17 protein-coding genes are annotated in these 20,866 nt (G+C 43.1%); 13 read left to right on the top strand and 4 right to left on the bottom strand.

Annotation, left to right across the window (positions count from 1 at the left end):
• Window positions 1-167 precede the first annotated feature (167 nt).
• The 3 genes from JVX94_RS12570 to JVX94_RS12560 all read left to right on the top strand — a co-directional run bounded on the left by JVX94_RS12570 (window position 168) and on the right by JVX94_RS12560 (window position 5,173).
• Entirely contained in the window at window positions 168-4,217 is a 4,050-nt protein-coding gene (locus tag JVX94_RS12570; RefSeq protein WP_205183328.1) for an isopeptide-forming domain-containing fimbrial protein, read from the top strand.
• A gap of 6 nt (window positions 4,218-4,223) precedes the next feature.
• Window positions 4,224-4,784: a class D sortase gene (locus JVX94_RS12565; protein ID WP_025093656.1), complete on the top strand. Its 561-nt coding sequence runs from the start codon at window positions 4,224-4,226 to the stop codon at window positions 4,782-4,784.
• A gap of 104 nt (window positions 4,785-4,888) precedes the next feature.
• Window positions 4,889-5,173: an AbrB/MazE/SpoVT family DNA-binding domain-containing protein gene (locus JVX94_RS12560; RefSeq protein WP_111289658.1), complete on the top strand. Its 285-nt coding sequence runs from the start codon at window positions 4,889-4,891 to the stop codon at window positions 5,171-5,173.
• Window positions 5,174-5,213: 40 nt separating this feature from the next.
• Here JVX94_RS12560 and JVX94_RS12555 read toward each other — a convergent pair whose 3' ends face one another.
• From JVX94_RS12555 to tcyA, 3 genes are read right to left on the bottom strand one after another with little or no spacing between them, the layout of a single operon-like run.
• The gene (locus tag JVX94_RS12555; protein WP_025093654.1) at window positions 5,214-5,957 is read right to left on the bottom strand and encodes an amino acid ABC transporter ATP-binding protein; all 744 of its coding nucleotides are present in this window, start codon (window positions 5,955-5,957) and stop codon (window positions 5,214-5,216) included.
• Between the two features lie 12 nt (window positions 5,958-5,969).
• Window positions 5,970-6,662 (bottom strand): amino acid ABC transporter permease, encoded by a 693-nt coding sequence (locus tag JVX94_RS12550; RefSeq protein ID WP_205185558.1) that lies wholly within the window; start codon window positions 6,660-6,662, stop codon window positions 5,970-5,972.
• A complete protein-coding gene (gene tcyA / locus JVX94_RS12545) occupies window positions 6,649-7,464 on the bottom strand; it encodes a cystine ABC transporter substrate-binding lipoprotein TcyA (RefSeq protein WP_095407730.1) in 816 nt (271 codons plus the stop codon). Before tcyA ends, JVX94_RS12550 begins: the two co-directional genes overlap by 14 nt.
• A gap of 318 nt (window positions 7,465-7,782) precedes the next feature.
• Between tcyA and JVX94_RS12540 the strand changes: the two genes are divergently transcribed.
• Together JVX94_RS12540 and JVX94_RS12535 are read left to right on the top strand one after the other, a co-directional pair.
• Window positions 7,783-8,397, top strand: a complete 615-nt coding sequence (locus JVX94_RS12540; RefSeq protein ID WP_095407731.1) for a dienelactone hydrolase family protein — start codon at window positions 7,783-7,785, stop codon at window positions 8,395-8,397.
• A gap of 311 nt (window positions 8,398-8,708) precedes the next feature.
• On the top strand, window positions 8,709-10,142 hold the full coding sequence (locus JVX94_RS12535; RefSeq protein WP_039176475.1) for an amino acid permease: 1,434 nt from the start codon (window positions 8,709-8,711) through the stop codon (window positions 10,140-10,142).
• A gap of 46 nt (window positions 10,143-10,188) precedes the next feature.
• Here JVX94_RS12535 and JVX94_RS12530 read toward each other — a convergent pair whose 3' ends face one another.
• Complete coding sequence (locus JVX94_RS12530) at window positions 10,189-11,682, bottom strand: peptide MFS transporter (protein WP_144473057.1); 1,494 nt, start codon at window positions 11,680-11,682, stop codon at window positions 10,189-10,191.
• Window positions 11,683-11,945: 263 nt separating this feature from the next.
• Between JVX94_RS12530 and JVX94_RS12525 the strand changes: the two genes are divergently transcribed.
• The 8 genes from JVX94_RS12525 (at window position 11,946) to JVX94_RS12490 (ending at window position 20,569) form a co-directional block, all read left to right on the top strand.
• Window positions 11,946-13,733, top strand: a complete 1,788-nt coding sequence (locus JVX94_RS12525; RefSeq protein ID WP_205183325.1) for a right-handed parallel beta-helix repeat-containing protein — start codon at window positions 11,946-11,948, stop codon at window positions 13,731-13,733.
• A 198-nt stretch (window positions 13,734-13,931) separates the two neighbouring features.
• Window positions 13,932-15,257 carry an LLM class flavin-dependent oxidoreductase gene (locus JVX94_RS12520; protein WP_144473053.1) on the top strand — a complete coding sequence of 442 codons (1,326 nt, stop codon included), beginning with the start codon at window positions 13,932-13,934 and terminating at the stop codon, window positions 15,255-15,257.
• A gap of 17 nt (window positions 15,258-15,274) precedes the next feature.
• Complete coding sequence (locus tag JVX94_RS12515; RefSeq protein ID WP_024427303.1) at window positions 15,275-15,778, top strand: GNAT family N-acetyltransferase; 504 nt, start codon at window positions 15,275-15,277, stop codon at window positions 15,776-15,778.
• Between the two features lie 21 nt (window positions 15,779-15,799).
• A complete protein-coding gene (locus JVX94_RS12510; RefSeq protein ID WP_095407736.1) occupies window positions 15,800-16,594 on the top strand; it encodes an amino acid ABC transporter substrate-binding protein in 795 nt (264 codons plus the stop codon).
• 24 nt (window positions 16,595-16,618) lie between these two features.
• Window positions 16,619-17,293 carry an amino acid ABC transporter permease gene (locus JVX94_RS12505; RefSeq protein WP_041089072.1) on the top strand — a complete coding sequence of 225 codons (675 nt, stop codon included), beginning with the start codon at window positions 16,619-16,621 and terminating at the stop codon, window positions 17,291-17,293.
• Window positions 17,294-17,305: 12 nt separating this feature from the next.
• Window positions 17,306-18,052 (top strand): amino acid ABC transporter ATP-binding protein, encoded by a 747-nt coding sequence (locus tag JVX94_RS12500; RefSeq protein WP_203129275.1) that lies wholly within the window; start codon window positions 17,306-17,308, stop codon window positions 18,050-18,052.
• Window positions 18,053-18,095: 43 nt separating this feature from the next.
• Entirely contained in the window at window positions 18,096-19,244 is a 1,149-nt protein-coding gene (locus JVX94_RS12495; protein ID WP_205185556.1) for an amidohydrolase, read from the top strand.
• Window positions 19,235-20,569, top strand: coding sequence for an MmgE/PrpD family protein (locus JVX94_RS12490; protein ID WP_205183322.1), 1,335 nt, complete (start codon window positions 19,235-19,237; stop codon window positions 20,567-20,569). Before JVX94_RS12495 ends, JVX94_RS12490 begins: the two co-directional genes overlap by 10 nt.
• The last annotated feature ends 297 nt before the right edge of the window (window positions 20,570-20,866 follow it).

Here is a 20,866-nt window from a genome sequence, read left to right as displayed (position 1 = left end):
AATCACTCATTTGGAGATATGTAGTTCGAAATGTCTATTTTTGTCGAAAATAGTTATTTAGTCCTGTTGAGGCTTTTGAAATTTTATTGATATTCTTTACCAAAGTGTGGGAGGTGAACTGGTACATACCATTATGATTTAAAGCAAGTAAAAGGGGATGTCAAAAAATGAACATATTTAAAAGAACGAGTCAATTATTTCTTATATTGGTGCTGATTGCTGGAAATTTATTAACCGTCTCACCACCTGTTACGAAAGCCGCTGGGACGGTGGTTGTCAATAACGCAGATTCCTACATGATTGGAAATGGGAAGCTAGTTCTTTATCAGCTTGATGGGCAAAATCCAACAAACGTAAAGGCTAGTGTACAGGTGAAGGGAATTAATTCGACTGTAGTGAACGGTGTTGCTGTGAATGATCAAGAAAACACTGTGTATGCAACTACGACAGCAAGTGGAGAGCCAGTTCTTTATAAAATAAATGCGACCACTGGACAAGCAGAGCGTGTAGGTGTTTTAGGCGGAAGAGCGCCTAATGCCGTTGTTTATAACGGTAAATATATTCATTCGTATGTGGTTGGTGGAGAACCCTACCTTGCAACGTACGACTTAGCAACTGGTCAAAAAACGGCCAAGAAAATTGTCGGTTATGACGTTGGCCCTGGCATTAGCGGAGACATTGGCGGAGACCTTGTCGTCGATAAGGATGGCTATCTTTGGTTCGCATCTAATACCAGTGGGTCCATTGCGCAAATGAATCCTGAAACAGCTGAAGTCATTCGAGTGATTCCAATCACAAATGCAGATGGTAAACCTATTGAGGGAGGAGTACGAGGAATTAGCTTTTTGCCAAATGGACAAATGCTATTACAATCAGGAAAAGATGACTCTATTGGTCATTCTACTCTTTTTACACTTGATGCGAAAACATTAAGTACAACATATATGGGCACTGCAGGTGATTCATTATCTTACGACTTAGCTTCAAGGGTAAAGCCTGAATTCGATCCATATCCTCCTAACCTTGAATCAGAAAAATCGGTTGCTTTACAGAAAAAAGCAGAAGGCAACACAGATGAAAAGAATCCAGAAGTAGGCGACACTTTGCTTTATACAATTAGAGCAAAAAATACGGTGCAATACGGCGTTCTTAAGAATCTGACCATATCAGATAATCTTCCGAGTGGTTTAACCTATGTTTCTGGATCTCTTAAGGTAGACGGTACAAGCGTAACTGATGCCAAAGATCAAGACAAAGGTGATTATACAAACGGCACTGTTACAGGTCAAATAGGTGATGTGAAAGACACTGATTGGCACACCGTGACATTTGAAGCGAAAGTAGCAAAAGGTCAAGCTGGCAAGGATATTCAAAATACAGCGAATGTCGAAGGGGATAATACACCACCAGACAAACCAACAACAGAAATAGAAATTTATCCGCGTGATCCAAAGCTTGAATCAGAAAAATCAGCGGTCTTACAGAAAAAAGCAGAAGGTAATACAGATGAGAAACATCCAGAAGTAGGCGACACATTACTGTATACCATTCAAGCCCGTAACGCTATTGAAGATAGCGTGATTGAAGATCTTGTGATTTCTGACAAGTTACCTCAAGGATTATCTTATGTACCAAATTCACTTCAAGTAGATGGAAATCCAGTCACAGATGTAAAAGATGACGACAACGGTGATATGACAGATGGAACTGTCACTGGAACGTTCGGTGAAGTGAAAGATGTGAAATGGCATACCTTGACGTTTGAAGTCATAGTTGAAAAAGGTCAGGCAGGCAAAGACATTCAAAATACAGCCAATGTCACAACCGGCAACACACCGCCAGACAAGCCGACAACGAATATAGAAATCTATCCTCGTGACCCGAAGCTGACTTCTGAAAAATCAGCCGTCTTGCAGAAAAAAGCAGATGGTAATACAGATGAGAAGCATCCAGAGGTCGGTGACACCCTTCTTTATACAATTAAAACAAAAAATACGATAGAAGACAGTCTCGTTGAAAACTTAGTGATTTCGGATGAACTGCCAGAAGGATTAGCATATGTGCCGAATTCACTTAAGGTAGATGGACAAGCGGTGACAGATGAGCAAGATCAAGACAATGGTGATGTCACAAACAGAACCATTTCAGGACAATTCGGTGACATTAAGGATATCGATTGGCATACCGTGACGTTTGAGGTCACGATTGAAAAAGGACAGTCTGGTAAAGACATTCAAAATACAGCGAGTGTCACAGGCGAAAACACGCCGCCAGACAAACCAACAACAGAAATAGAAATTTATCCGCGTGATCCAAAGCTTGAATCAGAAAAATCAGCGGTCTTACAGAAAAAAGCAGAAGGTAACACAGATGAGAAGCACCCAGAAGTAGGGGACACCCTTCTTTATACGATTAAAACAAAGAACACGATAGAAGACAGTCTTGTTGAAAATCTAGTGATCTCAGATCAATTACCAAAAGGGCTGGAGTATGTCGCTGGTTCTCTTGAGATTGATGGAGAATCCGTCACAGATGTGAAAGATGACGATAACGGTGACTACACAGATGGAAAGGTCACGGGTTATTTTGGCGATGTGAAGGACACGGACTGGCACACTGTGACGTTTGAAGTGACAGTTGAAAAGGGACAGGCTGGTCAAGACATTCAAAATACAGCTGAAGTAACAGGTGAAAACACACCGCCAGATGAGCCAACAACAAAAACAGAAATTTACCCTCGTGAGCCAAAACTAACATCAGAAAAGGCAGCGAGCATTCAGAAAAAAGCAGAAGGTAACACAGATAAAAAGACACCACAGGTAGGCGATACCCTTCTTTACACCATCAAAACAAAAAATAGTGTAGAAGACAGCATCGTCAAAAATTTAGTCATTGTCGATCAACTGCCAGAAGGTCTTGAATATGTCGAAGGATCATTAAAAGTAGATGATCAAGCTGTCACAGATGCAAAAGATGACGACAACGGAGACTACACAAAAGGCACAGTAACCGGTCAATTTGGCGATATCAAAGATACGGACTGGCATACGATTACTTTTGAAGCGAAGATCGCTAAAGGTCAAGCGGATAAGAGTATTCAAAACACAGCGAAAGTAACAGGCGAAAACACACCGCCAGATGAGCCGACAACCGAAACAAACATTGATCCAAGAGATCCAAAACTTGAATCAGAAAAAACATCTGAGATTGCTCAAAAAGCAGAGGGCAATACAAATGAAAAACAAGTCCAAGTAGGCGACACCCTTCTTTACACTATCAAAACAAAAAATAGTGTAGAAGACAGCATCGTCAAAAATTTAGTCATTGTCGATCAACTGCCAGAAGGTCTTGAATACGTCGAAGGTTCAATAAAAGTAGATGATCAAGCTGTCACAGATGCAAAAGATGACGACAACGGAGACTACACAAAAGGCACAGTAACCGGTCAGTTTGGTGATATCAAAGATACGGACTGGCATACGATTACTTTTGAAGCGAAGATCGCTAAAGGTCAAGCGGATAAGAGTATTCAAAACACAGCGAAAGTAACAGGCGAAAACACACCGCCAGATGAGCCGACAACCGAAACAAACATTGATCCAAGAGATCCAAAACTTGAATCAGAAAAAACATCTGAGATTGCTCAAAAAGCAGAGGGCAATACAAATGAAAAACAAGTCCAAGTAGGCGACACCCTTCTTTACACCATCAAAACAAAAAATAGTGTAGAAGACAGCATCGTCAAAGATCTAGTCATTGTCGATCAACTGCCAGAAGGTCTTGAATATGTCGAAGGATCATTAAAAGTAGATGATCAAGCTGTCACAGATGCAAAAGATGACGACAACGGAGACTACACAAAAGGCACAGTAACCGGTCAGTTTGGTGATATCAAAGATACGGACTGGCATACAGTGACGTTTGAAGCGAAAGTTGCTAAAGGATCTGAAGGTAAAACCATTCAAAATATCGCAGTTGTGAAGGGTGAGAATGTGGATGAACCAGACAAACCTGAAAACTCAACAACGGTAGAACCGCCGCATGTGCCAGAGGTGCCAGGGAATCCAGAACAGCCTTCTCATTCAGAACCAGATACACCTGGTCATCATCTTCCGAACACTGCAACAGCGATGTACAACATTTTACTAGTCGGATTTGCACTCGTATTAATAGGTGCGGCCCTTATTGTATGGAAAAGAAGAAAAAGAAACGGGTAATCGTCCATGGTTCAAAAAATCATCTCGGCGACACTGATCACAGCAGGTATTTGTCTTGTGATGATAGGATATATGACGATCGTTGATGGGCAAAGGCAAGTAGATCAATCTTTCCAGTCTGCGCAAGCAGCCATCCAGCAAAAGGGGGCGACGGATTCCCCTTTTGTGCCAAAGGCTGGTGAAATCATTGGGCTCTTGCACATTCCAAAGTTAAATGCTGAGTTACCAATTGTAGAAGGAACGGATGCGGAGGATTTGGCAAAGGGTGTTGGTCATTACCACGAGAGCTATTTACCTAATGAACAAGGACAAATCGTTTTATCTGGGCATCGTGATACTGTGTTTAGACGAACAGGAGAACTAGTGAAAGGGGATCAACTCGTCATTGAGCTTTCATACGGTCAATTTACCTATGAAATTGAGAAAACAAAGATTGTGAAAAAAGATGATCAAAGTATTATTACACTTCAACAGGAAAAGGAAGAACTTGTTCTCACCACATGTTATCCTTTTTCTTTCATTGGTCCTGCACCAAATAGGTATATCATATATGGGAAGCGTGTTTAGCACTGGATCAGACTGCAACTTATCCTTTCCATAACCGATTGAAGCGCTTTATTCCTTGATAAAGAGGGAATTGCTTATATCTAGAGATGCAGGAGGGGGTCAATTTGTTAAATCAAGGCTATGTAAGATATATAGATAACGTCGGAAGAATTGTTCTGCCGACAGATATAAGAAAACGGTTGAAAATTCATCCGCGCGATTTTATGGAAATTTATCGAGAAGAAGACCAAATTGTCATAAAGCCATATTGGCAGGACAAACCCTGTATCGTCACAGGGGAAGTGACAAACTCCAACAAAGTGCTATCCGGCGGGGTGGTCATCAGTCCAGAGGGAGCGAGACTGCTCCTTCAAGACTTACTGGCACTTCGCCTTCAAAAAGAGATATAAAAAAAGGCTGTCCTCACCACGTGAGAACAGCCTTTTTTCATCATACTGGATTCAAAATCCGGTTTAAGAATTGTTTTGTTCGTTCTTCCTTTGGTCGTTTGAAGATTTCTTCTGGAGGACCTTGTTCGACGATGACGCCGCCATCAATAAAAATCACTTCGTCTGCTACTTCCTGAGCAAACTTGATTTCATGTGTGACAACTGCCATGGTCCAGCCTTCCTTCGCTAGATCCTTCATGACCTTTAAGACTTCCCCGACAAGCTCAGGGTCAAGCGCAGAGGTAGGTTCATCAAAAAGCATAAGCTCTGGCTGAATGGCAAGTGCACGGGCAATCCCGACACGCTGCTTTTGACCGCCTGACAGCTGGAATGGATACAGGTCTTTTTTATCTTCAAGACCGACCTTTTGCAAGAGCTGAATGGCTTCTTTTCGAACCACTTCCTTTGGACGGCGCTGCACCTGAACAGGACCTTCCATCACATTTTCAAGCACTGTGCGGTGAGGAAACAGGTGATAATCTTGAAACACCATTCCTGATTTCCGGCGAAGCTTCAGCAGATCAGCTGATTTATTTTTTTTCGAAAAATCGATCGAGAAATCATCGAAGGTAAAGGAGCCGCCATTTGGTATTTCAAGTGCATTTAAACAGCGAAGCATCGTTGTTTTCCCTGAACCAGATGGACCAAGAATCGCCACAACCTGCCCTTTGTTGATCGAAAAATCAATCGACTTTAAAATCTCATTTTCCCCAAAGGATTTCTTTAAGCCTTTGACTGTTAGCATGTCGTTCCCTCCTTACCTTGCGACATATCGATCAAGTCGTTTTTCAATTTGATGCTGAACGAGCGATAGAATGAAGCAGAATACCCAATAGATCAGGGCTGCTTCCATATAAATGAACAATATTTGATCCAAGTTCGCCGCAGCAATTTCCTGAGATTTACGGAACATCTCTGCCACGAGAATTTGGGAGGCAAGGGATGTATCCTTCACCAAACTAATGAATGAATTAGACAATGGCGGAATTGATACACGCACAGCCTGCGGTAAAATCACGCGGACGAGCGTTTTGCGATGCGTCATTCCAATTGAATAACCAGCTTCCCATTGTCCTTTTGGAACAGAAAGGACGGATGCACGGATAATTTCCGACGCATACGCACCTACGTTTAATGAAAAAGCAATAATGGCACTTGGATATGGATCCAGTGTGATATTAAATGTCGGAAAGAAATAGAAAATAATAAACAATTGCACAAAAAGCGGCGTTCCGCGAACGGCCGACACATAGATGGAGAAGATCCATCTGAGGGGTTTCATTTTAGACATTCTAGCAAGAGCTGTCACAAGCGCGATAAAAATACCAATAATAAAGGCAATGATGGCGAGGGGAATTGTATAATAAATCCCCTGCATCACCATTGGCCAAAAAGATTGCTGAAGAAGATCCCAAGGAATGACGACTCCTAGGATATTATTTTGTAACATCTTCACCAAACCATTTCTTAGAAATCTTAGCAAGTGTACCGTCTTTCTTCATTTCTTTTAATGCGCCATTCACTTTGTCAACGACTTCGCCGCTGCCTTTTCTGAATGCGAAATACGTTTCTTGAGGATCTCCTGTTTCAAATGCAACTTTTAGGTTTTTGTTACCGCTTGTTTTCAAGTAATTCAATACAGCCAATTTGTCATTGAACGTTAGATCAGCACGTCCTTGCTGAATCAATTGAATAGATTGTGCAAGACCTTCAACGCCTTCAATCTTAGCGCCAGCATCTGTTGCTAGTTTATTGTAGTTACTTGTTAACGATTGTGCTGCTTTTTTGCCTTTGACATCAGATAGTTTCTTGATGTCGTTGTTATCTGATTTTGTCACAACAATAGCTTGAGATGTCGTGTATTTATCAGAGAAATCATATTGGTTTTCACGTCCAGTTTTCCCAACTTGGTTCGCTACCACGTCAAAACGTTTTGCATTCAGTCCAGCAAACATACTGTCCCATTGTGTTTCTTTGAATTCAGGTTTTAAGTCAAGGCGTTTTGCTACTTCTGTGATGACTTCTACATCATAGCCAGTTAATTTATCTGTCTTTTTGTCATGGAAGGTGAAAGGAGCATAAGTTCCCTCTGTTCCGATGGTTAATACACCTTTATCCTGAATGGATTTCCAAAGGTCGCCTGATTCCTTAGACCCAGATTGTTTATTCGCGTTGTCGCTTGCACCAGATCCACATGCAGTGATCAATGCAACACAAACGCCTAAAATAATGGCAAAGAACATTTTTCTCATTTTATTCCCCACTTTTCTTGTTGGTATTTACAACATATGATCTTACAGAGAAGCAACCTAAAAGTAAAGCATTTGAAACTAGCTTGAGCGAATCTCACCAACTTTATGCCCTCAAACGGTCGAACGGACAAACGATAGAACTATACCCAAGTTAAAAGGTGAATAAAACAAAACGCAAGTTCAAATGTTGATTAAGATGGTTTGATTGGTGTGAACGTTAGATAGATGATTTAATGGTAAAATATGCTATGATCATCACAACGAAATTTTCCAATCGATTCAATTGACTTCTAAGTAACAAAAGGGAAGTGTGAACATTTGCATACATCGAAACAAAAACCTGTCATGATCTTAATACACGAAATATACGGAATAAATGATCATATGAAGAGTATGATCCATTATTTCGACAAAGCTGGTTTTGAGGTTTATTGTCCTCATTTATTGGGACAGGCTAAGTACTTCCCTTATGTCAGTGAAAATGAGGCTTACGGCTACTTTATGAATAAAGTTGGTTTTGATGAGCCGGTAAAGAGTGTGCTGAATCTGGCAAAAGAGCTAAAAACGAAGAATGCCGCGATAGATATATTTCTGCTAGGTTTTAGTGTGGGGGCAACAATTGCCTGGCGATGCAGCCAAAATGATCAGCTGTTTACCGGAATCATTGGATTTTATGGTTCGAGGATCAGAGATGACGTCGATCTTGTGCCTGCCTGCAAAACGCTGTTATTTTTCCCGGAGATCGAAGCATCCTTTCATCCCAAGGAGATTGCGAGTGTTTTGGAGAAAAAGGAAAAGCTTTGCGTGACAATAGTAGAGGGTGAGCATGGGTTCGCCAATCCATATTCTGCGGCCTTTCACGCTGAATCTAAAAAGCGCTGCTTTCAGAAAATAGATGAATTTATCAAAGTGTGTTTGTTAAAAGCAGAATGACTTGTGACTAAAGTGATCATAAGAACTGTCTAAAATGAGACTCGAAAAGAATGAAACGAAACCAGTGTGCAACGATAAAGTTTCATGCTGGTTTTTTTGTGCAATATTTTAGATATATGGCATCCTATCAAATGACATCCACCACATAGTTGTGCGAACATTACTAAAATAAAGACTTTGAGACAGTGACCATAGATGGAAGCATATTTATTATAAAAGATGTATAATTAATAGGTTGTTTTGAAAATGGAATGAATCACATGGAGACATGATTTGATAAAAGAGCATCTTAGAAGAAGGAGGGCATCATTGTGGATGTTGGACAAAATCAGCCTGAACAATTGAAAAGGGCGATGACCTCCCGCCATTTATTTATGATTTCACTTGGCGGTGTCATTGGGACAGGCTTTTTCTTAGGAACGGGCTATACGATTGGACAAGCAGGGCCGGTCGGAGCCGTTCTTTCATATATTGTGGGCGGATTGATCATGTATTTAACCATGCTGTGTCTTGGGGAGCTGTCTGTTGCACTTCCTGTGTCGGGGTCGTTTCATACGTATGCGACGAAATTTGTCAGCCCGGCAGCGGGTTTTGCTGTTGGCTGGATTTATTGGCTCGGCTGGGCAGCAACGGTCGCCCTTGAGTTCTTATCGGCAGGACAGCTGATGAGGCGCTGGCTCCCGCAAGTGGATGTGTGGATTTGGTGTCTCATATTCGGACTCTGTCTTTTCTTATTAAATGCCCGGTCGGCGAAAGCGTTCGGGGAGTCGGAGTTTTTCTTTTCCACCATTAAGATTATTGCGATTTTACTCTTTATTGGCGTAGGCGGAGCGGCGATGTTTGGGTTTATTGATACAACGAGCGGTGAACCCGCCCCTTACTTCAGCCATTTTGTGAATGACGGGCTGTTTCCAAATGGACTGCTTGCCGTTGTGGTCACGATGATCACGGTGAATTTTTCGTTTCAAGGAACAGAGCTGATCGGGATTGCGGCAGGAGAAAGTGAAAACCCTGAGAAAACCGTTCCCCGTTCGATCCATCAAACCGTATGGCGTACACTTGTCTTTTTCGTCTTATCTATTTTCGTTTTAGCGGGTATGGTGCCATGGAAGGAAGCCAGTGTGCTGCAAAGCCCATTTGTTACTGTGTTTGAGAGAACGGGCATTCCTTTTGCGGCAGACATCATGAACTTTGTCATTATCATTGCTTTATTATCTGTTGCGAACTCTGGCTTGTATGCATCGACGAGAATGCTGTATTCCTTATCGAAAGAAGGAATGGCAGGAAAAGCATTTAGACGCGTCAATCAGCGCGGTATTCCGATGAATGCCTTACTGCTCACCTTCCTGTTTACAGGAATTTCGCTGTTATCCGGGTTCTTTGCAGAGAAAACGGTATTTGCTTGGATCGTGTCCATTGCCGGCATGAGTGCACAGACAGGCTGGATCACGATTACATTATCACAGCTTCTTTTCCGTAGAAAATATTTGAAAGCAGGCGGAAAGCTGGAAAACTTAAAATTTAAAACCCCTCTCTATCCAGTGCTGCCGATCATTGCGATCACACTGAACACCATCGTGTTAGTCAGCCTTGCCTTTGATCAAGAGCAGCGCATCGGGCTATATGTCGGCGTACCGCTCATGATCATTGGGTATGTTGTCTATCACCGCTATGTGAAAAAGCATCAGGCACAAAGCGAGCCGCTGAAGCTGCAAATCCATGGAGATGACGAGATTCGGTTTTAAACCATCAAAAAAGAAGCCAACCTAATCGGGAGGCTTCTTTTTTGATTTAATGAACGCCTTTCATCGCTTTCTTAATCACTGGTGTAAGTAATAGCATCACACCGCATAAAACGATGGCAAGGAATCCGATGATACCGAAATAGACGGTTTCTGGCACTTTATCAAACAGTTTGACTACTTGCGCATTGATCGCCTGTGCCATCGCATTTGAAAGGAACCAAAGGCTCATCGTTTGCGCTGAGAAGGCAGCAGGTGCCAGCTTTGTTGTCGCTGACAATCCAACTGGTGATAAGCAGAGCTCTCCGATCACGACGAGGAAGAAGCTCAGAACGAGCCATAATGGGCTCACAAGTGTGTTCGGGCCTGACATGTATGCAGGAATGATCATGATGATGAAGGATAACCCTGCAAACAAAAGACCGAGTGAGAACTTAATCGGGGTAGACGGCTGTTTCTTCCCGAGTCTGACCCATAACCAAGCAAACACTGGAGACAGCAGCACAATAAAGATTGGGTTCAATGATTGGAACCACGAAGAGGCTAATGTCATCCCAAGGAAATTCAAGTTTGTTCGTTGATCTGCATATGTCGCTAAAATGTTTGAGCCCTGTTCTTGAATCGCCCAAAACATCACAGCAGCAAGGAACAATGGAATATAAGCGAGGACCCTGGATTGCTCCACTGCGCTCGTCTTTTTACTGAAATACATGATAATGAAATAAACAATCGGAATGAGTACACCAAGGGCACTGACAAACCAAGTGAATAGATTAATTGTGAGTGCGCCTGTTTGAATGCCAATGACAGCAAAAACCGCGAGCAAAATCACAACCAATGATCCGTAAATTTTGAAGTTCTTACGTTCGGAAGCTGATAACGGATTTGTCACATAAGTACCGGCAAGACCAAGGTTCGGTTTTTTTGTGATGACAAATGTAATGAGTCCAACAAGCATTCCAACGGCAGCGAGTGAGAACCCGAGGTGGAAATTCACTTTTTGACCGAGTGTTCCGACAATTAATGGGGAGATAAAGCCACCCATGTTGATTCCCATGTAGAAAATACTAAAGCCTGAGTCCCTGCGTGGGTCTGTTTTTGTATACAGGTCGCCAACAATGTTTGAAACGTTTGGCTTGAGAAGACCTGTCCCGATAATAATCAGTCCCATACTAATAAAGAGCGCTGTTGCTCCGCTTGGCAAAGCCAAAATCACGTGGCCAAGCATAATGAAAACTCCGCCATAAAAGACCGTACTGGATGATCCAAATACCCGGTCGGCGAGCCATCCGCCAATAACGCCTGACATATAAACAAGTGCACCGTAGACAGACATGATCGAATTGGCTGTCGTCTGGTCAAAGCCTAGACCGCCTTTTGTCACCTCTGTGTACATATAATAAATAAGCAGTGCACGCATGCCGTAATAGGAGAAACGCTCCCAAAATTCAGTGAAAAACAGTGTGTAAAGTCCTTTAGGATGTCCAAAAAACCCTTTTTGAGGAACACTTTTAACAATTTTATCGTGGTCAATTGTAGACATGGCATAGATCCTTTCTTAAAAAAAGAGATATGAGAAAAATGATATTCTTGTATAGTTCTTGTGTCAATATAAAACTATTCTAAAACAGGAAAATGTTAGTTCAATAGGCGTAAAGACTCAAAAAATCGAAAAATTCTTCAAAGTGAAAATTATCGGAAAGTTATTCCAAAAGAATTTATTTAAAATTTTAAACAATGTACAAGCAAACCTTTACCACATGCATAGGATGACGAGAGGACATGTGTGAAAAGGAGTGATTTAAGTTGGGGGAATTGAATGAAGCTGATCTAAAAAAACCTGTTGTCAATGTACTAGATTTTGGCGTAATTGCTGACGGGAAAACGGATTGTACAGCTAAGCTTAATGAATGTTTAGAATGGACAAAAGCACAAGGGTATTCCCATGTCTGGCTGCCGAGCGGCACGTATTTAATAGATGCGGTATACAGAGGTGATTCGTTTTTTCCTTTCCGAGGTGCAGGTATACGGGTGCCAAGTCATATATGCATTGAGATGGCGTCAGACGCAGTGATAAAGGTAAAACCAAATGATTCATGGGGGTATGCAGCCTTTTATATAGGAAAGGTTCAGCATGTGACCATCCGAGGCGGGCGTATTGAAGGGGATCGTCATGAGCATATATACAAGCCGCTCCCCGCTGAACGAAGAACCCATGAATGGGGCTTTGGGATATGTATCGAAGGTGCCTCCCATGTAGAGGTCAATTATGTCCAAATAAAAAATTGTACGGGAGACGGCATCATTGTCAGTCCCCACGGTTTGTTGACAGAGGGTGAACCGTATTCGCCTGCTTCATCTATTGATATTTCTGGCTGCACCGTCACAGATTCGAGACGCAACAATATTTCGATTACAGGCTGTGATGGGGTCATTGTAGAGGACTGTCTCTTGGAAAGAGCAGGAGTAAATGGGGTCGAGCCAAGAATGGGCATTGATATTGAAGGCTATGGAGAAAATGCCGTGAATATGGAGGAGCCTCTGAATATTCAGATTCGCAACAACATCGTCAGAGGAGGTGCTGCAAGCTCCATCTATAACTTTAACGGCTATGGTGTGATCATTGAAGGTAATCATACAGATAGCAGTATCTCCTATGGCTTTTCCACCGAAACGATCATTGCCAACAATTTGATTCGTGCAGTAGGAGGAGGTGTGACAAAAGCAGGGATTACGAGCTTAGGCGTCTCACTTGGTCAAACGGAAAACAATGTGATTATTATTGGCAATATGATTGAGGGGTTTGAAAAAGGGATTGATGTGAGGGGAGACAGTGTTCACATTACAGGCAATAAGATCAGTCTTTTTGAAGATGCGGCTGTGTCCGTTTATATGGCGAATCGCATTCTAATAGAAGGAAACCATATTGAATCAGGAACGAATACCGGAAAAAGAAGCGCCTCGCTGCGTATCTATCAATCGGATAGTGTCGTCTTTTCAAACAATACGGTCTACTCAGTGATCGATGCGGCCGTGGTGAGAGGCACGAATATCCTGATCCAGCACAATCAATTTAAAGAATTCAGCAGAGGAATCTGGGTGCAGGAAGGGGAAGTCGGGATTAACGGCAATCACTTTATTCAAGAAGGACATCCAGAGCTTGTATCCTCGTATACCATTAGTATTACTGGGAATGCAAAGGCTTTCATTTGGCAGAATCGCTTTAAGGACTATCAAAACTATGCTGTATACAGCAGTACGACGGGGGTATTAGAGATTAAAGATAATTCCTTTGAAGAAACACCCTTATATGTGGTGATGTATATTAAAAATGGTTCGCCACAAATTGGAGATAACCGCTTCTATTTAAATCGATCGATCGGACAGCCGACGGCGATCTTTATTGACCAGGCCGCCTCAGCCCGTGTGCTGCGCAATAACATCATCAATATATCTCCTCAAAAAGCAATTGCCGTCCGCACCGCAAATTCCACTCATTCTGTCATCGCCCACAACATGCTGGAGCGTAGTCAATTGGTGACACATACCACAGACAGGCTCATCGGAAATATTGAGATTGATACACCGTCATGAACGTTTGAAATCCCTTATTTTGGAGGTTCAGAAGGCGGTTGACAATCCTGTAAAAAGGGCATATAGTAATAATTATTTTTCATTTTTCGCAACATTTGCCCTTTTTTTATTAATAAAACCGATTAATTCAATCAGAAAAATGTATCTTCTAAGGACTTCGGTTTGATACATTTAGGATATAGAAAGGATGAAGAACAAGTGTCACAGCCGAAAAGGAAGCTCAAGCTAGGCGTATTCATCGCAGGAACTGGACATCACGTTGCCTCTTGGAGACATCCGAATGCAGTACCAGACGCAGCCATGAATCTAGATTATTTTAAACAATTAGCGAAAAAGGCAGAGGAAGGAAAGCTGGATTTACTCTTTTTAGCTGACAGTTTATCCATTAATCAAACCTCTCATCCGAACGTATTAACGAGATTTGAACCGCTGACCCTGCTTTCATCCATTGCTGAGTCTACTTCCACCATTGGTTTAGCAGCAACAGCATCCACTACATACAGTGAGCCTTTCCATATTGCAAGGCAGTTTGCCTCCCTTGATCATTTATCAGGCGGAAGAGCGGCATGGAATGTGGTCACATCTTCTATTGAAGAAACAGCGAAAAATTTTAGCGGAGAAGAGCATTTAGCACACCATAAACGATATGAGCGGGCAGAAGAGTTCGTCGAGGTCGTCAAAGGTCTCTGGGATTCTTGGGAGGAAGACGCCCTTGTCAGAAACAAGGAAACGGGAGAATTCTTCGAATCTAGTAAGCTTCATGAGCTCCAGCACAAAGGTGAGTTCTTCTCAGTAAGAGGTCCTCTCAACGTATCACGCACGCCGCAAGGGCAGCCAGTAATCATTCAAGCAGGATCTTCTGAAGATGGCCAAAAGCTTGCAGCAAAAACAGCAGAGCTCATTTTCACTGCACAAAACGATCTCGATAAAGCGAAGGAATTCTATCAAAGCTTGAAGGGGAAAGTAGAGGCTGCTGGCCGTGCTAGAGAGGACGTCAGTATCATGCCGGGTATCTTTCCGATCATTGCTGATACAGAGGAAGAAGCCCAAGCGAAATATGAAGAATTACAGGAGCTGATTGTTCCTGAGATTGGACTGAGCATTCTGCAAAATTACTTAGGCGGGATTGATCTGTCTCAGTATCCTTTAGACGGGCCGCTTCCAGAGATTGATCCAAGCACGTCAAATGCGGTGAAAAGCCGTTTTGATCTCGTGATGAATATGGCGAGAAAAGATAACCTGACCATTCGCCAGCTTTATCAATCGATTGCCGGCTCACGCGGTCATAATATTTTCATTGGAACGCCGCATCAGCTGGCAGATGTGATGGAAACATGGCTTCATGAAGAAGCAGCAGACGGCTTTAATGTCATGCCGCCGCTCTTGCCAGAAGGGCTGGATGTGTTCGTAGACCGCGTCGTCCCAATCCTTCAGGAACGAGGCTTATTCAAAACCGATTACACAGGACAAACCTTACGAGAAAATCTCGGATTAACAGAGCCAAAAAATCGCTACACGACATAAGGATGAGGTGACTAACGTTGGGATACACGTTTCGTCTGGCAACAGAGGCAGATATAGAGGCGCTGCTTGAACTGACAACAAGAGCCTACGAGCCAATTCGTGAGCTCGGGATCCAATTCCAAGCAGCACATGCTGATTTCGCTCTCGTTCAGAAAAATGTACAAAAAAATCTTTGCTATGTGATGGAAGAAAACGGAGAGCTTCTATCCACTTTATCACTCCGTATGCCTTGGGGAGAGCAGCCAGGACCGTTCGGCGTCCCTCACATTTGGTGGTTTGCCTCAGAACCAGCCGCCAAAAAAGGCACAGGTTCTGCCTTGCTGGAATGGGTTGAAACCGAAGTGCTAAGGGATACACTGAAAGTGCCATACGTGTCGCTCGGCACAGCTGATAAACATCCATGGCTCATAGAAATGTATGAGCGTAAAGGCTATGTCAGAGCAGGAGAAAAAGATTTAGGCAAAGGTCATATCACGGTTTATTTCAAAAAACAATTAAGATCAGATATCACACAACCATAAGAGGAAGAAGGGTTTACAAACATGAAAAACAAAAAGTGGCTAGTCGTTCTATTTGCAGCAATGCTGGCAGTTTTAGCAGCTTGCGGCGGCAACAATCAGAGTGAAGGCAAAGACGAAAAAGTGTTAAAAGTAGGCGCTACAGGACAAAGCTATCCGTTTGCTTATAAAGACAATGGCAAGCTTGTAGGATTCGATGTTGAAGTAACAGAAGCCATTGCGAAAAAGCTTGGCTACAAACTAGACTGGCAGCTGAGTGAATTCAGCGGACTGATGGGACAGCTGACATCTGGTAAGCTCGATACAGTGTCAAACCAAGTTGCAGTCACAGACGAGCGTAAACAAACATTTAACTTTACAGATACGTACGCTTACGCAGGAACACAAATCATCGTGAAAAAAGACAACAACGACATCAAAGGTCTTGACGATTTAAAAGGAAAAACAGTGGCGGCGGTTCTTGGCTCTAACCATGCTAAAAACTTAGAGAGCAAAGACCCAGACAAGAAAATCAAGATTAAAACATATGAAACGCAAGACGGCGTATTAAATGAAGTGGCAAATGGCCGTGTAGATGCATATGTCAACGGACGCAGTGTATTACTTGCTCAAATTGAAAAAACAGGTCTGCCGCTGAAAATCGTAGGCAACCCAATTGTATATGAAGAAGTAGGCTACCCATTTGCGAAAGATAAAAAGCATGACAAACTAAGAGAAGAATTTAACAAAGCCATCAAAGAATTAAGAGAAGACGGGACACTTAAGAAATTGTCTGAGAAATATTTCAAAGACGATGTGACAGTGCCTATTAAAAAATAACGACAGCGGCGGTGAAGAGCAGACATGAACAAAATTGATTGGCAGTATATGGTGACGGTTTTTCCGACATTGCTTCAATACTTGCCGATAACGATCTTCATGGCGATTGTCTCCATGGTATTTGCCATTATCATTGGTGTGGTATTCGCTCTCATTACGAAAAACCGGATACCTGTCTTATACCAATTTGCCAAGCTGTATATTTCTTTCTTCAGAGCGGTTCCAACCTTGGTTCAGCTCTTTCTCATTTATTTTGGTCTCCCGCAGCTATTCCCTGCGATGACCTCAATGGATGCTTTAACAGCGGTCATTATCGGATTAAGTATTAAAAACTCAGCATACTTAGCAGAAATTTTCAGAGCGGCTCTGAACTCAGTGGATGAAGGGCAGCTGGAGGCGTGCTTATCTGTCGGTATGACAAGGTGGCAGTCTTACGTTAGAATTATTTTCCCGCAGGCTATCAGAAATGCAATCCCAGCGACGGGGAATACCTTTATCGGTCTTTTAAAAGAAACATCTCTTGCCTTTACGATTGGTGTGGCAGAAATGTTTGCACAAGGGAAGATGATTGCATCAGCGAACTATAAATACTTTGAAACCTATTTAGCCGTAGGGATTGTGTATTGGGTGCTGACGATCATTTATAGCTTCCTGCAAGACCTATTTGAACGAAAAATCAGCAAACCTTACCGGAATTAAGGAGGTGTAGACATGATCAAGCTCACCAATTTGAAGAAATCATTCGGCGACCTTGTCGTCTTAGACGGAATTAATCTTGATGTACAAAAAGGGCAGGTTGTGGCCATTATCGGACCTTCTGGCTCCGGTAAATCCACCTTGCTGCGCTGTTTAAATTTATTAGAAACACCTGATGAAGGCACGATTGAAATTGGCGATGCGAAGCTCGATGCGTCCAAATATTCACGTAAAGAAGCCTATCACCTGCGTCAACAAACGGCCATGGTGTTTCAAAACTATAATTTGTTTAAAAACAAGACAGCACTGCAAAACATTACAGAATCATTGCTTGTAACGAAAAAAATGACGAAGCAGCAGGCGAATGAAATCGGTATGAAACTGCTGAAGCAGGTAGGGTTAGAGCAAAAGGCTGACAGCTACCCAGTCACATTATCTGGCGGACAGCAGCAGCGGATTGGGATTGCCCGCGCGTTAGCGGTTGATCCACATGCGATTTTGCTGGATGAACCAACGTCAGCGCTTGATCCAGAGCTTGTTTCAGGTGTGCTTCAAGTCATTAAATCCATTGCGATCCAAGAAACAACGATGATCATCGTCACACATGAAATGGCGTTTGCAAGAGAAGTGGCAGACCATGTGATTTTCATGGCGGATGGTCATATTATCGAGCAGGGGACGCCAACTGAGTTATTTGATGAAACAAAGAATGAACGGACGAAACGATTTATCCAAAAAGAAGCAGCGGCTGAAGAAGCATAAGCTGCTTTTTATTCTTTAGAGGGGTGAGAGTCTAGTGAAATCAATAGGAAATGAAGCTTTAAACAAACGTTTGATCAACATTCGCCGAGCGCTTCATGAGCATCCAGAGCTGGCGTTTGAAGAATATGAAACGACAAAGAAACTGCGCCGCTGGTTAGAAGAGGAAGGGATCACTGTGCTTGATATCCCGGCACTTCAAACAGGTGTTGTGTGTGAAATCAAGGGAGAACATGAGGGACCGACGATTGCTCTGAGAGCTGATATTGATGCACTTCCGATTGAAGAGGCATCTGGTGAACCATTTTCTTCAAAGGTACCGGGGAAAATGCATGCATGCGGTCATGATTTCCATACAGCTTCTATTTTTGGTGCGGCTCTTTTATTAAAAGAGCGGAAACATGAGATTAAAGGAACGATCCGTATTTTGTTCCAGCCGGCTGAGGAAGTTGCTCAAGGAGCGAAGCACGTTATAGAGGCAGGCGTTTTAGATGGAGTCGATGCGATTTTCGGTATGCACAACAAGCCTGACCTGCCAGTCGGCACGATTGGCATTAGAGAAAAAGCATTGATGGCGAGTGTGGACCGGTTTGAAATCGATATTAAAGGAACGGGTGGTCATGCTGGTATTCCAAATCACACGGTAGACCCAATTGCCATCAGCGGGCAGATCACAAGTGCCCTTCAGCAAATCGTCAGCCGCCGCATCAGCTCCTTGCATCATGCGGTTGTCAGTATCACACGCATTCAAGGCGGTACGTCATGGAATGTGATTCCCGACCGTGTCGAGATGGAAGGAACCGTTCGGACGTTTGAGCCTGAAGTAAGAGCGATGATTCCAGAGCTGATGAAACAAATCGTCAGCGGGATTGCAGAAGGTTTTGGAGCAGAGGCTGAAGTGAGATGGCATCCTTATCTGCCTTCTGTCATGAATGATGAGCGTCTGACAAAGGTGGTAGAAGAAACGGCTGATTCGCTTGACTTACATGTTGTGCAGGCAGAGCAGTCACCGGGCGGAGAAGATTTTGCCCTTTATCAACAACGCATTCCAGGATTTTTTGTATGGATGGGGACTAGTGGTACGAAGGAATGGCATCACCCTGCGTTTACATTAAATGAAGACGCACTTCCAGCTGCCGCTGCCTTCTTTGCTGAGCTTGCCGTTCGGGCATTGGAGTCTCGATCATGGAATTAACAAAACAACTGGCAGAAGCAGTGCTTTCTGCTGATCCGCTGCAAGATGAACGGGCCGTTCAAATGGCTGGAAATGGCCTGTTAGACGCTGCGGCATCAGCGCTTGCTGCGAAAGAGGATGAAGGGATTCAGAAGCTGATGCAGCTTGTTGAACAGGAAGGCGGAGCCGCACAGATTCCTGTCATTGGACAAGGAAAGAAGGTGAGCCGCCAATTCGCAGCGATGCTGAACGGCTACCTCATCCATGCCCTTGATTATGATGATGTGCACTCAGATGTGAGAGGACATCCAAGTGCGGTTATCATTCCGGCGCTGCTATCACAGCTGACAGAAGGCAAAGGGTATGGCGAGCGGTTTTTAGCTGCCTACATCACAGGTGTTGAAGTGATGGCAAGACTTGGCGAATCCATCGGTAAGGCGCATTATGAGCGGGGCTGGCATAATACAGGAACACTCGGAGCCATTGCGGCAGTATGCGCGATTGGTTATTTGAAACAAGTCTCCGAGGAAGAACTGACGAAAGCAATCGGCTTTGCCGGAGCGCAATCAGCCGGAATGCGAAAGCAATTTGGCTCTGATATGAAACCATTACAAGCCGGCTTAGCTGCTAAAACAGCCGTTTGGTCTATGGATTTAGCTTGTTCAGGTTTTGGCGGGAATGACTCGGTTCTTGATGACGCACTTGGTTTCTTTTCACTCTATGGAGATCTGGAACTTGCGAAAAGTCGTTTACTAGAGGGCTATGGTTCTACATGGCGTATTGTTTCACCGGGGCTGTGGTTCAAAGTATATCCATTCTGCTCAGCTGCCCACCATGCAGCAGATGCGATCCAATCCTTAACGAAAGAGCGGGCTTTCTTGCAGGAGCAGGTAAAACAGGTCGATGTCATATTCCCGCCAGGCGGAGATGCAGCGCTGATTGAGCAGACACCTTTGACTGGAGAAGAAGGACGATTCAGTGTCGAATACGTCATCGCACTTGCAGTGTTTGGACAGACGCTTACGCTGGATGCCTTTACGAAAAAAAACATTCCATTAGACATGCGGACATGGATGAAGCGGGTGAGCAGAGGTTATGATCAAACAGTAGAACCTCATCCCGATGCTGTTCCAAAAGGACGCTTTACGATTGTGAAGCTTACCTTATCTGACGGCACCACCATGAGCAAGCGGGTTGATATTCCGCAGGGAGCACCAGGCTGTGCGTTATCGAAAGAAGACATCATACAAAAGTTAAGCAGTGTCACAAGCGCATCACAGGGACAGCAGATTTTACAGGTTGTTGAAGAGGGAAACGACGCTGCTTATTTGAAGTTGCTGGCATGATAAAAAAGCTCATCGATAGTGATGAGCTTTTTTAAATAGATCTATCATATAACTGTCAGGAAGTGATTTATCTAAATATATGAGACTTCCTCATGAGTTAAAGATCATAAATGACACTGTCCTCATCTTGATATTTTGTAAAGTCATGTTGAATAACTTCTACTAATATCTTGACCATCTTCTGCAATGCCATCATAAAAAAACCTCATGTGATTCACCGCAGTATTAGTTCTTTCAATAAGTATGAATAAAAGATGACCAAACGATGATAAGTTCATAAAAACAGTGGAATCCAAT

The organism is Bacillus sp. PDNC022 (assembly GCF_016919285.1).
Classification (GTDB): domain Bacteria; phylum Bacillota; class Bacilli; order Bacillales; family Bacillaceae; genus Bacillus; species Bacillus safensis.
The sequence above is the reverse complement of the archived record's forward strand: the minus strand, read 5'-3'. Positions and strand labels throughout refer to the sequence as shown.